Annotated in this window: 14 protein-coding genes; 4 read left to right on the top strand and 10 right to left on the bottom strand. The window is 59.3% G+C overall.

What is annotated here, in order from left to right:
• From ABX749_RS05260 to ABX749_RS05295, 8 genes are all read right to left on the bottom strand, one after another.
• Positions 1 to 737, bottom strand: a 737-nt coding sequence (locus ABX749_RS05260) for a F0F1 ATP synthase subunit gamma (protein ID WP_372895073.1), incomplete at its 3' end; no start/stop codon positions are given.
• Between the two features lie 40 nt (positions 738 to 777).
• Positions 778 to 2,292 carry a F0F1 ATP synthase subunit alpha gene (atpA, locus tag ABX749_RS05265; RefSeq protein ID WP_259633567.1) on the bottom strand — a complete coding sequence of 505 codons (1,515 nt, stop codon included), beginning with the start codon at positions 2,290 to 2,292 and terminating at the stop codon, positions 778 to 780.
• An 86-nt stretch (positions 2,293 to 2,378) separates the two neighbouring features.
• On the bottom strand, positions 2,379 to 3,005 hold the full coding sequence (atpH, locus tag ABX749_RS05270; RefSeq protein WP_372895074.1) for an ATP synthase F1 subunit delta: 627 nt from the start codon (positions 3,003 to 3,005) through the stop codon (positions 2,379 to 2,381).
• Between the two features lie 33 nt (positions 3,006 to 3,038).
• Positions 3,039 to 3,611: a F0F1 ATP synthase subunit B gene (atpF, locus tag ABX749_RS05275; protein ID WP_372895082.1), complete on the bottom strand. Its 573-nt coding sequence runs from the start codon at positions 3,609 to 3,611 to the stop codon at positions 3,039 to 3,041.
• Between the two features lie 197 nt (positions 3,612 to 3,808).
• Complete coding sequence (gene atpE / locus ABX749_RS05280) at positions 3,809 to 4,054, bottom strand: ATP synthase F0 subunit C (protein WP_095737805.1); 246 nt, start codon at positions 4,052 to 4,054, stop codon at positions 3,809 to 3,811.
• A 93-nt stretch (positions 4,055 to 4,147) separates the two neighbouring features.
• Positions 4,148 to 5,191 carry a F0F1 ATP synthase subunit A gene (gene atpB, locus ABX749_RS05285; RefSeq protein ID WP_145217461.1) on the bottom strand — a complete coding sequence of 348 codons (1,044 nt, stop codon included), beginning with the start codon at positions 5,189 to 5,191 and terminating at the stop codon, positions 4,148 to 4,150.
• A gap of 20 nt (positions 5,192 to 5,211) precedes the next feature.
• Positions 5,212 to 5,640: a hypothetical protein gene (locus tag ABX749_RS05290; protein ID WP_145217458.1), complete on the bottom strand. Its 429-nt coding sequence runs from the start codon at positions 5,638 to 5,640 to the stop codon at positions 5,212 to 5,214.
• Positions 5,641 to 5,758: 118 nt separating this feature from the next.
• A complete protein-coding gene (locus tag ABX749_RS05295; RefSeq protein WP_372895075.1) occupies positions 5,759 to 6,118 on the bottom strand; it encodes an AtpZ/AtpI family protein in 360 nt (119 codons plus the stop codon).
• Positions 6,119 to 6,820: 702 nt separating this feature from the next.
• Between ABX749_RS05295 and ABX749_RS05300 the strand changes: the two genes are divergently transcribed.
• A complete protein-coding gene (locus ABX749_RS05300; RefSeq protein ID WP_372895076.1) occupies positions 6,821 to 8,179 on the top strand; it encodes a DUF4912 domain-containing protein in 1,359 nt (452 codons plus the stop codon).
• Positions 8,180 to 8,322: 143 nt separating this feature from the next.
• The gene (locus tag ABX749_RS05305) at positions 8,323 to 9,075 is read left to right on the top strand and encodes a ThuA domain-containing protein (RefSeq protein ID WP_372895077.1); all 753 of its coding nucleotides are present in this window, start codon (positions 8,323 to 8,325) and stop codon (positions 9,073 to 9,075) included.
• A 47-nt stretch (positions 9,076 to 9,122) separates the two neighbouring features.
• Here ABX749_RS05305 and ABX749_RS05310 read toward each other — a convergent pair whose 3' ends face one another.
• Both ABX749_RS05310 and ABX749_RS05315 read right to left on the bottom strand, forming a co-directional pair.
• Entirely contained in the window at positions 9,123 to 10,982 is a 1,860-nt protein-coding gene (locus tag ABX749_RS05310; protein ID WP_372895078.1) for a protein kinase, read from the bottom strand.
• Between the two features lie 92 nt (positions 10,983 to 11,074).
• Positions 11,075 to 11,851, bottom strand: coding sequence for an RNA polymerase sigma factor (locus tag ABX749_RS05315; RefSeq protein ID WP_372895079.1), 777 nt, complete (start codon positions 11,849 to 11,851; stop codon positions 11,075 to 11,077).
• A 310-nt stretch (positions 11,852 to 12,161) separates the two neighbouring features.
• Here ABX749_RS05315 and ABX749_RS05320 point away from each other — a divergent pair, with 310 nt between their 5' ends.
• Complete coding sequence (locus ABX749_RS05320) at positions 12,162 to 12,923, top strand: exodeoxyribonuclease III (RefSeq protein ID WP_372895080.1); 762 nt, start codon at positions 12,162 to 12,164, stop codon at positions 12,921 to 12,923.
• A 92-nt stretch (positions 12,924 to 13,015) separates the two neighbouring features.
• Positions 13,016 to 14,251: a PHP domain-containing protein gene (locus ABX749_RS05325; protein ID WP_372895081.1), complete on the top strand. Its 1,236-nt coding sequence runs from the start codon at positions 13,016 to 13,018 to the stop codon at positions 14,249 to 14,251.
• The last annotated feature ends 230 nt before the right edge of the window (positions 14,252 to 14,481 follow it).

Consider the following 14,481-nt stretch of genomic DNA (forward strand, 5'->3'; position numbering starts at 1 on the left):
ACTTGTTCGCTGACCGCGGCGTCCAAGAAACACTTGAACAGGCGGACTTTAAAACTGGTCGGCACGACTTCTTCGAGAATGCTTTCCGCCGAGGGCAGGAATTCGTATTCGACGTTGGTGCCGCCGGCATCGTCTTGATCGGCGTCATCGCCCAGCGAACCGAGCGGCAGCAGCGTTTCGACCGTGGCGATTTGCTTGGACGTACTGATGAACTTGGTGTAGATCACGTCCAGCCGGTCCAGTTCGCCGGTGATGTACCGGGAAAGGTACGACTCGGCGATTTTTTCGACCTCGGCGTAGGCCGGTTGGTCTTCGAAATTGAGGTGTTTTTCGTCGGTGGTGACGCCGCGGAACGCGAGCCCATCGACGCCTCGTTTCCCGCTGACGTCGACATCGACGTTCGGCAACGATTCCTTCAATTCTCTGATCCGCGGCATCGCTTCACGCAGAACCGAGCCGTTGTATCCGCCGCACAGGCCGCGGTTGCTGGTCAGCACCAGGACGCGTGCGTTCTTGACTTCGTCACGTTGCTCGAGCAACGGATGCTGGACATCCAGGCCGGCAGCGGCGAGACGCCCGACGATCCGGGTGATCTGTTCGGTGTAGGCGGTCGCGGCTTGGGCCCGGTCCATCGCTTTCTTGTACCGCGCCGTCGCGATCAGCTCCATCGTCCGCGTGATCTTGCGGATGTTGCGGATCGACTTGCGTCGTTTATCAAGCGCTCTTGCGTTGGCCATGAATCGTTAAACGAGGACGGAATGTTTTCAGTGAATGAGATCAGGCGGTCGGCGTGTAGCCGGCCTTGAACTCTTTGATGGCAGTTTCCAGCGTGTTGACGACGTCGTCGGTCAAATCGCCTTGTTCCATCAACGAATCCAGCAACGCAGCGTGCTTGTCGTTGATGTACTGCAAGAAGTCCTTTTCCCATTGTTGGACGGTTTTGATTTCAACGTCGTCCAGGTGCCCCTTGGTGCCGGCGTACAAGCTGACGACCTGCTCGGCGACCGAAAGCGGTTGGTACTGGGGTTGCTTGAGCAATTCGACCATTCGGTAACCACGGTCCAATTGGGCTTGGGTGGCCGGGTCGAGGTCGGTGCCCAACTGGGCGAACGCTTCCAAGGCCCGGAACGCCGCGAGGTCCAATCGCAAACCGCCGGCGACCTTCTTCATCGCCTTGATCTGGGCCGCACCACCGACGCGAGAGACCGAAATCCCGGGGTTCATCGCCGGGCGAACGCCGGAGAAGAACAGGTCGGGCTGGACGTAGATCTGGCCATCGGTGATCGAAATCACGTTGGTCGGGATGTACGCGGAAACTTCGCCTTCGAGCGTTTCGATGATCGGCAAGCTGGTGATCGAGCCGCCGCCGAGTTCGTCGGACAGCTTGGAGGAGCGTTCCAGCAGACGGCTGTGGCAGTAGAACACGTCACCGGGGAATGCTTCGCGGCCCGGCGGGCGACGCATCAACAGACTCATTTGACGATAGGCCACCGCTTGCTTGCTCAAATCGTCATAGACGATCAGGGCATGGCCGCCATTGAACATGAAGTGTTCGGCCATCGCGGTTCCGGCGTAGGGCGCGACGTATTGCAGCGGGGCGGGGGAACTGGCTCCGGCGACGACAACGGTCGTGTATTCCATCGCACCGTATTTTTCCAACACGTCGACGACGCCGGCGACCGAGCTGTCCTTTTGGCCGATGGCGACGTAGAAGCATTTCACGTCTTGACCCTTTTGGTTCAAGATCGCGTCGATGGCGATCGCGGTCTTACCGGTTTTTCGGTCGCCGATGATCAGCTCCCGTTGACCGCGACCGATCGGCGTCATCGCGTCGATCGCTTTGATGCCGGTTTGCATCGGCTGGGTCACCGGTTGCCGTTCGGCGACACCGGTCGCGATGATTTCCACCGGGCGGGTGACGTCCGATTGCACGGGGCCTTTGCCGTCGAGCGGGTTGCCGAGCGGGTCGAGGACGCGTCCGATGACCGCATCGCCGGCCGGCACGCTCAACAGCGTTCCCAACGCCTTGACTTCGTCGCCTTCTTGAATCGTCAGGTAGTCGCCGAGAATAATCACCCCGACGCTGTTCTCTTCCAGGTTGAACGCCAGGCCGATCGCACCGTTGGGGAACTCCACCATCTCCCCGGCCATCACACCGGACAGACCATACACACGCGCGATCCCGTCACCGACTTCCAGGACGGTACCGACTTCGCGGACGTCGATCTTGCTGTCGAAGTTTTCGATCTCCTGTTGCAAGACCGATGCGATTTCATCGCTGCTAAATTTCATGGCAATCTAATGCGTCAGAGTGTTTGTGGTTTTGATAGGTCGATTGTGGAAGCGGGGCCTGATCAGGCGGAGGCTGCTTCCGAGTGTTATTGGGTCAATTGATCGAATTTCTCAGCGATCTTGGCCGAAAATCCCTCGCTGGCTCGTTTGGCGATGCCATTCAAGCGATTGGCGACGGAATTGTCGAAAACCGTATCTCCGATTCGGATCACCATGCCGCCGATCAAGTCGGCGTCGACGACTTCCTGAAGTCGAACTTTCTTTCCCGTTGCGGTCCCCAGTTTTTCGCTGATCGACGCACGCAGGCCGTCGCTGAGCGGGACGGCGGTGCTGACTTTCGCCAGCACTTGGCCGCTCATTTCGTCAAACAGCGTCAACACGCCCTCGCGAACCGCTGCGACATGGGCGAGCCGACCACGCGACGCCATCACCTTCAAAAACGTCAGCAACAGCGGATCGAAATCACCGCCGAAGACTCGGTCGATGACCCGTTGCTTTTCGTGCAGATCGATTTGCGGCGAAGCAAATGCGGCGGCAAGCGGAGGACTTTTGCGCAGGTACTGGTCGACCAGTTGGTTGAGTTGGTCGACGATCTGTTCGGTCCGCCCCGCTTTTTGGGCGGCAGCCAGCAGAGCTTGCGCGTAGGTTTTCCCCAGCTGCTCGGCTCCGGTGTCCATCACCGTTTCATGTTTTACGTCGTCGGGAGTATCCATCGCTATTTCCAAAGGTGTTTCGCCTGGCTCGGATCAGTTGTTGCTCGGGACTTGCTCGAGCGCCTTCTTGATCAATTCGGCGTGATCCTCGGGGTTCAGTTCACGTCCGACGACCTGTTTGGCGACTCCCATGGCCAGCACGGAAGTTTGGCTGGCGATTTCGGCCAGCGCCACCTTCTTGGCCGTTTCGATGTCGGCCAGGGCACGTTCGCCTTGTCGCTGCGCGTCGGCTTTGGCTTCTTCGACAATTTTTGTCGCGTTCGCCTGGGCGTCACGCCGCGCGTCGGCCAGGATCGTTTGCGCCTCGTTGGCCACTTCCTGCACCTTCTTCTGGTACTCGGCCAGGGTGGCTTCCGCCTTGCGGTTGGATGCCTGAGCCTGCTCCAGATCACCGGCGATCTTTTCCTCGCGCGCCTTCAAGCCGCCCAGGATGACCGGCCAGACGAACTTCGCGAGCACCGCAAAGGTCCCCAGGAAGATCGCCAGGTTGATGACCGCCGCACCGGGATCGAACGACAGGATGGGCGGCAGTGCTTCGTGCGCACCGTCACCATGAACCTCGCCTTCGTGCGATTCCGCAGCGACCTCGTCGGCTCGCACCGACATCGGGGACAGCGCCACGGGCGGGCCCACGGCAACAAAGCAAACGGCGATAGCCATCACGGCAAAACGCATATACGACATCAAATTACCTAAGGGTGGGCAACCGGAATCGGAGTGCCGCCTCGGCTTCACTGCCGCGAAAGCGAGGCGACCGACCGAAACACGCGGCCGATCTCTCTAGTTGTTACAGTTCGTGCGAACTACAGCAGGTACATCAAAATCAACGCGATCACGGTCACACCTTCGATCAGTGCGGCCGAAATCAGCATCTGGGTGCTGATCGTTCCGCTTGCTTCGGGTTGACGGGCGATCGCTTCGACGGCGCCGCCACCGATACGACCGATGCCCCAGCCGGCACCCAAAATCACGAGGCCGATGCCGATACCGACACCCATCTTGCCAAATTCTGCAGCCTCTTGAGCCAGCATCATTGCGAATTCAAACATCTCAGGTTCGCTCCTAGAATTCTCTCGTCGCCCGTCTTTTCGCAAAGGCACGGACGCACAAAAAAGGGGAAAGGTCAAAGGGTTAGTCATTCGTTACGCATCGGCCAATCCGGCCAGCCGCGACGGTTCAATCAACTTATCCAGATCCATCTGCGATTCATCGCTGAACGGATCGTGTTCGTGTTCATGGCCGTGGTCGCCATGGTGTGCCGCAACGGTCGAGATGAACAGGACCGTCAGGAAGGTGAAAATGAAGGCCTGGAGCATGCAGATGAACAGCTCCAGCAAGGTCAGCACGATGCAGCCGATGATCACCGCGATGCCGACGCCATAGCCCAGCAGGTGAGACACCGACGCGGCCGTAAACACCAGGCCGACGATCGCCGCGACGACAAGGTGTCCCGCCATCATGGTCCCGAAAAGCCGCATCGCAAGGACGACGCACTTGATCAGCAAGCCCAACCACTCCAGCACATACAGTGGCAATCCGAGGCCGAAGGACATCGCTTTGGGGCCGTCCCAGCCGATCGGATTGAAGTGGGAGAAAAACGCTTTCGCACCGGTCTCTCGGATCCCGATGAACAAGATCGCGACAAAGCTGCAAATCGCCAGCATCGCGTTGAGTGACAGGTTGCCCGTCGCCGTGCCGCCGAAATGGCCGTAATGGCTGGCGTGGTCGCTCCAGATCAGCCCGGCCATGTGCAGACCGCTGCCGAACGGGATCAGGCCCAGCACGTTGGAGAACAGGATGAAGAAGAACACCGTCCAAATGTACGGAATGTATTTGTCGGTCAGCTCGTGCAAGTTCGGCCGCGCCACCTCATCTCGGATGAACCAGCAAACGGTCTCGAACAACTGCGCCAGTCGACCCTTGGTCTGGTAGGCTTGCAGGCCTTCACCCTTGACGCGAATCTTCGCTGCGACGTAGCTGAACACCAGCATCACCACGATCGCCGTGACGGCGGTCATCATCAAATGGTTGGTGATGTAAAAACTGTATTGGCCGTCCTTGATGAACAACGCCGGAATGTTCGTCTCCGGACCACCCACGTTCACGGTAAACAGCGGCTCGTGGTGCAACGCGTGGGGCACGACGTGCGACAGTGGATCATCGGCAGATGCGAATAACAGATTCATTGATTTGAATGCTTGGCTATTTAGCTTCTTGTGGTGGCCGCTCGATCTCGGCGTGGCAACAGCAGCGCCAGGGCGACGACGTCGATCGAAGTCAGGTAGACATACCACGCGAGAATCATTCCCGCGATTTCCTTCTTGGCGGCGGGCAAGTGATAACTACACAGACCAAGGAGTGCAACAGTGCCAAACAACCGAATTATCACTCCGGCAGAAAAACCGAACGTGATTCGTGCCGGGGACTCGTCCCGGCTTGGCAACATCTCCGTCGCAACCCCCGGCAATCCGCCGGCAACGGCGACTGTGCCACTGCCCAGGCCGATGACCACCAGCAGTGACGCATTGGCCGTCAGCACGCCGCTGGCAACGAGCGTCCAGCTCGCCAGCATCCCGATCGCCCACGCGATCGCAATCGCGACGAGACAGCACAGGTAAGGCCGGCAGCTGACCATGGTGGCATTCAGGATGGGAGTGCGAAGGGTGGTCAACGGATTGTCGGTCCGACGGTGTCGGAGCTGGTATGGTCGTGGATGGTGGATTTCAGGTCGCCGTGGCGGAAGTCGCCGCCTTTCAATCGTGCGGCGGTATCTCGTCAGGCGGTATCTCGTCAGGCTTGTCGTCGCTCGGCTGGCTTTGCTCGATCTGTCGTTGCCGGTTCGAAATCGAAGTCGCCAAACGGATGAATCGAATCATGCCAAGGGTGAAGCCGAGTAGTCCGCCGATGGCCGAGCAAATCGGGCGAGCCGATTGCAGGTGGCGGTCAATCGCAGCGCCGATGGCACCAAACACGATCGTGATGAAGGCGAGCTCCAAGCCGGCACCGGACAGGCGGATCCAAACCGGAGACCGCCCGAGTGTCGTGCCGGGCACTTCGCCGGTGGCATCTCGCCGCCGGTCCGGTCGCTCTGGCGACCGATCGTGTTGCGGCATTGTGCACCTTTGTTCAGTGTTCTCAAGTCCAGTTGACTGTCTTTCAGTCGTCCGGTCTTTCCCGCGCCGCATCGACGTGTTGTTCGATCACGGCCCGGGCGGAGTCTGCTTTCATCACGTGACGCCGGTAGAGTGTGATTGGTGAGCCGGAGAGGGATAGGAGGGGCGACCGATAGCCGCACCCGTCGGTGACCGGGATGCTGGTCCCGGTGGTCACGAGCGGCCCCCCAGGTGACCTGGAATAGACCTTGTGTCTAGATTGGCGTCTGGAATCCGCAGAAAATTTGCGATCGTTTTCCCAGTCTTTCCTGCGGTTTCCGGCCAAAATCTCGTCGCAAGCCCGGCAATCCTACCGGACGACTCTGGAACTTTTTCAAAGCGTTGGCATAATGACTGCGGTGTTGATTGCTCCGTTAATGGTTCCTGAGCGGCAAGGTGACCCCGCCAACTCCCCTCTCTACGGGGGAAGACGCACCGGTTTCTGGAAATCAGATGGGCAGCAGACCACCCACCAAGACGCGGACGAGCCGACCCCTTGAGGTCAGGGCTTTTCCAATCGTTTCGTCCCAGGCCGTCGCAGCGTTGAGCGTTGCCCCGCCGGAAAGCGAACGAGTCACAACGATAACGCCGACTTAACTTGTGGATTGCAGCGATGTTCACGAGTGGCTGGCCAGCACGACTAGCACATCTGGAGATAGTACTTTGATCAAAACGGCAGATCTCAAGTCACAGACGCGGCGTGAACTCGCCTCTCTGGCCAAGAACTATGGCATCGCCGGATGGCATGGCATGCGGAAGGAAGAGCTTGTGGACGCGATCAGCAAGACTCAGCGGCGGCTGCGTCGCAAATCAAAATCCCCCGCGTCCTCTTCGTCGCGGACCTCCGGCGGCAATGGGGTGGCGGCGAAATCGAGTTCGGCCCGGAGCACATCACCACGCAGCGTGCGGCGACCCAAGACTCAGGCGGACAAGAGCGGTGATGGCGGTGCAAGCAAAGCCAAGTCGATGTCCAGCTCGCAGGCGTCCAGTTCACAGGCTGGGGCCGGCAAGCCGGGACGCAGCGTCAAACCGAGATCGCGGCGAAACGTTTCACTCAACGACCGCCCACTGCCGGAGATGCGAGCCCCAAAAGTTTCGGCAAAGACCGCTCGCATCCGGGCGCAGCTTCGTCGCCAGAAAGAGCAGGCGGAAAAGCACCGCGACCTTTCCACCGGCACACTCGTCGGCGGCTCGGCGGTTCAAAATGGCCCCCAGCGGACGCGTGCCGGCGAGCCCCATCGCGACCGCATCGTCTTGATGGTTCGCGATTCTTATTGGTTGCAAGCGACCTGGGAGATCACGCGGGCGAGTGTTGCCCGAGCCGAATCGTCGCTGGCCGAGCGTTGGCACACGGCCAAGCCCGTGCTGCGGGTGATGGAAGTCGAAGACGTCGCCAACAACATCGCCGAAACCGTCCAGCGCGATATCCCGATTCATGGCGGCGTCGACACCTGGTACATCGATGTCCAAAATCCGCCGACCCGATTCCGCGTCGCGATCGGGTACATCACCTCCGATGATCAATTTCATTCGATCTGCCGCAGCAACATCGTCGAAACGCCCAGCCCGGGTGAGTGCGAGCGACTGGACGAGCACTGGCATGACATCGCCGATGATTACGAGCGAATCTACTCGCTCAGTGGTGGCTACGACACCGACGGCGGCGACTTGAAGGAGATCTTCGAAGAGCGGCTGCATCGTTCGATGCCCACGCGTGGTTCACAGGGCCAATTGACGGCCGATCCGACGCTGTTGCGGCAAAGCAAGTTGCCGTTTGAAGTCGACGCGGAACTGATCGTGTTCGGCCGAACCGCCTCGGGATCGTCGGTCTCACTCGGTGGACGCCCCGTCAAGTTGCAGAGCGACGGAACGTTTACCGTTCGGATGAAGCTGCCCGATAAGCGCCAAGTGTTGCCCGTGACGGCCGAAAGCCGCGACGGGATGCGACAGCGGACGACCGTGATCGCCGTGGAACGCAACACCAAGGTGATGGAAGCGGTCGACGTCAAGGACAACATGTAGCGTTCAACGCATCACACGCTCAGCATCACACGCTTAATGGCTCTCGTAGCGGAAGCCGCCAAGACTTTCGGTGTCCACCGCACCGACGGAACGCTTGGCGGGTTCCGCTACTTTTCTTTTCACCCATCAATCCCGACACCTCCATGCCGCGCAACCTTCTCGCTTCGATCAGCTTTGTTTGTCTGTTCCTGGTCGGCGCCGTCACCGCGTCCGCTGCCGATTCCAAACCGCTAAATATCCTGCTGATCACCAGCGGTTGCTGTCACGACTATGACTTTCAAACCAAGTCCTTGCAGCTGGCGTTTGAAAAAGCAGGCGTCGCGGCGAATTGGACGGTGGTCAACGAGGGCGGCAACGGCACCGACGCGCAGATTGACTTCTATCAAGAATCGGATTGGGCCAAAAACTTCGACGTCTGCATTCATAACGAGTGCTTCGCCAAGACGACCGATGCCGAGTACATCCGCACCATCACCGGACCGCACTTCGAAGGATTGCCCGCAGTCGTGATCCACTGTGCCATGCACACCTATCGCGACGCGACGATCGATGACTGGCGGCAATTGCTGGGCGTGACCAGCAAGCGTCATGACCACAAGAGTTCGTACAAGGTGGATGTGAAAGCCAAGGATCATCCGATCATGAAGTCGTTTCCCGACGGCCACGTGATCCAGTTCGATGAGCTTTACATCATCGAAAAACTGTGGCCCAGCGCGACCGCTTTGGCGACCAGCAAAAGTGAAAAGGACGGCAAGGAACATCCCGTCATCTGGACCAACCAGTACGGAAAGGCCCGCGTGTTCGGCACCACGTACGGCCACTCCAATGAGACGTTTGAAGACAAGGTGTTTCTGAACCTGATCGTCAACGGAACGGTCTGGGCAGCCGGCAAGTAACGTCAGGCAAGTCGCTGCGCGCAAGTCGCTGCTGAAACAGTGGCCCGCTATCGTTCGAAGGTCCGTTCGGCGCGTCGTTGATCAGCGAGTTCATTCTGCATGTCTCTGAAATCTCGCGGCGAAAGTTTGTCCCAGTCGGCTTCGGCCACTTCAATGCCCGGCGTGTAGCTTTGGTAGGGCATCTGGCGAAGTAGGAAGCCTGCCGCTGCGATCAATGTGACCAAAAAGACGGCCAGCGAAATCGCGGCAACACGGGAGCAGGCGCCGACGAAGGGACGAAAGACGGTCGTGAACAGCCGCGGAAACGCGACGTGCACGCCGAGTAACACGAGCCAGGCTGTCGCGGTCACGACGACTGTCAGCGAGACCAACTGAACCCAGTCGCGGAGCCAGCCCAGCCGTCCAATGTCCCTGGGGTCGTCGTAGATCTCCATCCAAAGCGCCGGCGCGGCGATGGCCGGGGCGATCAGGATCGGAACGGCGACGAGCAAGTACAGAGCGCCGAGGACAAACCGGCTGGTCAGGATCGGATACCCGCCCTCGGACTCCGACTCGCGGGCCAGCGAGATTCTTGACAAGATGATCGCCAAGATTGCAGCCACGGCAAACCAAACAGCCCCGACTTCGCCATTGCCGGGGCCACTTCCAACGAAGAACGCACCGACAATACCGAGGGCAAGGATCCCGGCGCCGACATAAGCCGGTGTCTCGACGCGAGGGTCACGCAGCCAGCTTGTTCGGGCCTGTGAGATCCAATGGCCCGACGATTCGATCGATGTTGCGGCGAATTCACCCAGTGTTTGGCCCGCGCGGTGAATCGTTTCGCGGACGCGGTGAGGGTGATCATCGGGCAGCGTGTGGTCACGGCCGGGCGATCGGGGATGCTTTTCAATTTCATCGATGTCGTGCATCACCGCCGAGGCCGAGGCGTAGCGTTTCTCGGGATGTTTTTCGAGCGCTCGAAGCACCACCTCGTCCAACCGGACATCGATCGTGACCTTGGGAGTGCTTTCGCGGCCATTGCTCTGCAGGCATTGGCTGGGTGGTTCGAATCGACCGATCGGCAATTCACCGGTCAGCATTTCATAAAACACCACGCCGAGCGCGTAGATGTCGGCGCGGTGATCGACCGAACGTGGATTTTCCAGTTGCTCCGGTGCCATGTAGTGCACCGTTCCCACCACGCCTTGTGTCGGGTCGGGCGAACGGGAATCCTCATCGGTCGTCGTGGCATCCTCGGCGTCGGCGGCGGTCTTGTTGGCGACCAGCTTGGCCAGCCCGAAATCCGTGATCTTTAATCTGCCCCGACTGTCGAACAGCAGGTTCTCCGGTTTGATGTCGCGATGCACGACGCCTTCGTCGTGTGCGTAGGACAACGCGTCACAGAGTTGTGGAATGATTTCCAACGCCTCGGCCGGCGAAAGTCTGCCCTGGGCCAGCACCTCGCGCAGATTCGCCCCTTCGACCAGTTCCATCACCAGCATGGCGTAGGGGCCGGCTTGGCCGAAGTCATGGACGGCAACGATGTTGGGATGATTTAATTTCGCCAGTGCCCGGCCCTCTTGGGCAAACCGTTGGCGAAAACCGGCGCGTTCGGCGATTTGCGGAGGCAGGATTTTGATGGCGACGGCGCGATCGAGCGACTTTTGCCGGCCGAGATAAACCGCCCCCATGCCGCCCTGGCCGATCAACGCTTCGACTTCATAGCCGGTGATCTGTTCGGACAACTCTTCGATCGATGGCGGGATAAAACTCTGTCCCGGGCCGAGCGTGATGGCCACGGGATGCGGTTTGTCCCACGGCGGTCTGAGCAGACAGCGGGGGCATTGCACCAGCGCGTCATCATCCTGCGACGCTGGATCGGTGGGAATCGGCGTGCCGCAGCGGGGACAGGGTGTGTCAGTCATCGTGGAATCGTCCGTTCGGAGGAACATCGAGGGGCTCTCTGTTGTCTCCTACACAGGTAGTTGCGCCGGGTTACAGAAAAATTAAATCAATTTCAACGCAGGCTTGGCCCTGGCAATTCACCGCCGAGTGCGTCGAACAAGCATTGTCGCTCCCGCCCCGAATCCGCGGGGTTTTCAACCGTCTGGGCGACCGCATCGAGCAAGCGTTTTCGATACGTCGCGCGCAACCGATGGATCGCGACTTTCAAGGCCGTCGAGGACAGCCCCAGTTCGGAAGCGATTTGCTGACGCGACGGCCCGTCGGCCTCGGTCGAGGTCAACATGGGGGCAAGTTTAGAAAACCATTCCCCTTTGCCCTTGGCCTGGTAATCCCGCTCGAGTTCGGCAAGCGTTTGGCGGATCAGGCAAAACGCCCACTGGCGATCGAACAGGGTGGCGGGGTCACCGGTGTAGTCGGCGAGGGCGTCTTCAGGGAACGAGCGGTCGAAGTGGTCCAGCGATTCACGGTCGAGAGAAAACGTCGTCGCGTCTCCGCCCCGTTTCAACGCGTTTTCGCGACGATGTTCGTTGGCCACGTAGTGGTCCAGCGACGCGTACAAGAACGCCCGAAAACGGCCTCGCGAAGCATCGGCGGCCGCGATCGAATCCCGCTCAAGCAAATTGGCAAAGAATCCTTGAATCAGGTCTTCGGCATCCTGACGCGATCGTCCGCGACGGCGCAGGTATCCGTAGAGTGCGGGCCAGTAAATCGCGCAGAGTTCTTCCAGCGACTGTCGTGCCAGACGTCGAACCGATGAATCCCCCGAGGTCTCGCCGGCGCGAATGACCAAACTCCAGCGCGTCGAGGGAAGGCGTCCGGCAAGTGTCATGATTGAAACAAGGTGGGGCAGCGGCGAAAACGAATGGCGATTGCCATTGTAGCCACCTGATCGATCGATGGCTCAATCGCGGGGGCGACGGCGTTCGGTTCTTGCCAGCGCGTCGCGCCTGACTTAGCATCGTCCGATTTCCGCCCGCCTGCAGCCAGTCGATTGAAGCCCAAGACCGCTAAAACGACAAGGTCCTGACCAGGGTAAGGCCCGTAGGCTAGCGCCAAACGGCTGATAATTAATTGACATCAGCCGGTTCGCGCCAGCGTCCGGGCCTCGCTACTCTCGACCGAACCCATAGAATTGAACAATGAAACTGGTTTCTTGGAATGTGAACGGCATCCGTGCAGCGATGGACAAGGGGTTTCGCCAATTTGTCGAAGACCATCAGCCCGACATCTTGTGTTTGCAGGAAACGAAAGCCGAACCGCAACAAGTAAATTTGGATTGGGTCGATGGACTCGGCTACCACCAGACCTGGAATTGCGCGGCGAAAAAGGGATACAGCGGCACGACGATCTGGAGCAAAGTCGCTCCCAACAAGACCGTGCTGGGGATCGGTGATGGGGATCACGACCAAGAAGGCCGGGTGGTGACCGCGACGTTTGACGATTTTCACGTGGTCAATGTCTACACGCCCAATTCGCAACGCGGACTGGTGCGGTTGGAGTATCGCATGCAGTGGGATGCCGCCTTCCTGGCGTACCTCAAAAAACTGAATCGTCGAAAACCCGTCATCTTTTGCGGTGACGTGAATTGTGCTCACCAGGAAATCGATCTGGCGAACCCCAAGTCCAACCGCAAAAACGCAGGCTTTACCGACGAAGAACGCGCGGGGTTGGACAACATCGCCAAAGCGGGGTTCATCGACTCGTTTCGTCAGTTCGACCAAAGCCCCGGCAAGTACACGTGGTGGACCTATCGCTCTAACGCACGCGAGAAGAATATCGGCTGGCGTTTAGATTATTTTTGGGTGTCGAAACGGTTCTGGAATCGTGTGGCCGGTGCCAAAATCCATCACGATGTCTTTGGTTCGGACCACTGTCCGGTCGAATTGACGCTGCTGCCGTAACGAAGCCACGCTGCGCCCAATCACCGTCATCGCAATCTCAAGTAGACTGGTGGGAAACCAGAGTTTTCTTTTACTGCGAATAGACACTGACTATGAATCGATTGCTTTGTTTGATGATCGCCTGCCTGGGCGTGGCACCCGTGATCGCGATTGCTGCCGACCCCGTGATGAACGACGAGGTGCGGTGGTGGAAGGGCAACCTGCACACCCACTCGTTGTGGAGTGACGGAGACCAGTTTCCGGAGATGATCGCGGATTGGTATCGCGAGCAAGGCTACCAATTCCTTGCCTTGACCGATCACAACGTGCTGAGTGAAGGCACACGCTGGATGAGTGTCCAGGCGATCGTCGCCCGCAGCGATGACGGCATCGTCGATCGCTATCGAGATCGGTTCGGGGATCATTGGGTGCAGCAGCGTGCCAATCCTGAGACCGGCGACCAAGAAGTGCGTTTAAAACCACTCGATGAGTTTCGCCACCTGGTCGAGGAACGCGGGCGGTTCATCATGATCCCCGCCGAAGAGATCAGCGATCGGTCCGAAGGAAAGCCGGTTCACATCAACGCGACCAATCTGGCCGAAGTGATCGCGCCGGCCGGCGGCGCGACGGTTCGGGAAGCGATGCAGAACAACCTGCGAATCATCCTGGAACATGAAAAAGCGCACGGACGAGAGGTGTTGCCGCATATCAATCATCCGAATTTCGGTTACGCGATGACCGCCGAAGACTTGGCCGCGGTGGTGTCGGAGCGATTCTTTGAAGTCTACAACGGTCACCCCGGCGTCAATCAACTCGGCGACAAAGACCACCCCAGCATCGAGCAGATGTGGGACCAGATCAACGCGATCCGCTGTGGAATCGCCGGCGTCGCACCGATCATGGGGCTGGCCACCGATGACTCTCACGAGTACCACGGCAAACCGGGATCACGCCCGGGACGCGGCTGGGTGATGGTTCGCAGTCGCTTCCTGACGCCGGAGCACTTGATCCAGGCGATGAAGCGTGGCGACTTTTATGCCTCCAGCGGCGTGACATTGGACGATGTCCGCTTCGACGAATCGACTCGGAAATTGACGCTCGAGATACAGGCTCAAGACGGTGTGAACTACCGAACGGATTTCATCGCCACGCTCAAGGGCGAGGCAACCGATCACGATCGGATCGGCGTCGTCGTCAGCTCGCAGGAAGGAACCTCGGCAAGCTACCAAATGACCGGCAAGGAACTGTACGTGCGGGCGTTGGTCACCAGCGACCAGCCACACGTCGACCCGTCTTTTAAAGACCAGATGCAACAGGCTTGGACCCAGCCGGTCGGCTGGTCAAACTAGCAAATCACGTCGCGTAGCTGCCGTCGCCAGACGGCGGCCTTGGGGGCAACGCTGTGAAGCATTTTATTCCTTGCGTTTGACGAGGTGTTAGCGGCAGGGCGCAAGCCCTCCGGTGCCTCATCGTTCCCGAAACACCGGAGGGCTCGCGGGCAATGCCACTTACTTTGGCACTGAATGAGATAGCGGAACGGCGCGAGCCGTCCGGTTTGACCTTGAAAGACCGGAGGGCT

Origin of the sequence: Stieleria sp. (genome assembly GCF_041595215.1) — a bacterium.
In the GTDB taxonomy this organism is placed as follows: domain Bacteria; phylum Planctomycetota; class Planctomycetia; order Pirellulales; family Pirellulaceae; genus Stieleria; species Stieleria magnilauensis.